We start from the raw sequence: 355 nt of genomic DNA, 5'->3' as shown, positions 1-355 counted from the left end.
AGTCGCATCAATCCCGCTGGTGTCGGTCACCATCCTGATCGTGGGTCGCGCGCTTCTGGGTGCCGCGGAAAGCTTCATCATTACCGGCGCATTGAGCTGGGGACTGGCGCGCGTGTCTCCGGGCGTCTCCGGCAAGGTCATCGCATGGATCGGGATGGCAATGTATGCGGCATTTGCCCTCGGCGCGCCGCTGGGCACGATTCTCTATGCGAAGTACGGATTTGCGGCCATCGCGTGCGCAACCGTGCTGATGCCGCTCGCCACATTGACTCTGGTGCTACCGTTGACTGCCATTCCTCCCCTGGCGCGAAGCGGCCCGTCAATGACACGAGTCATCCGCGCGGTGGCGGCGCCC

At 64.2% G+C, this 355-nt stretch carries 1 protein-coding gene; it reads left to right on the top strand.

Features of this window, described 5'->3' with window-relative positions; all coding sequences use genetic code 11:
* On the top strand, nt 1–355 hold a 355-nt coding region (locus tag SB847_RS20650; RefSeq protein ID WP_410578439.1), incomplete at both ends, for a hypothetical protein.

Source organism: Bacillus sp. SIMBA_026 (genome assembly GCF_046535335.1).
Classification (GTDB): Bacteria; Bacillota; Bacilli; order Bacillales; family Bacillaceae; genus Bacillus; species Bacillus velezensis.
Note: the sequence above shows the minus strand (reverse complement) of the source record. Positions and strands in the feature narration are given on the sequence as shown.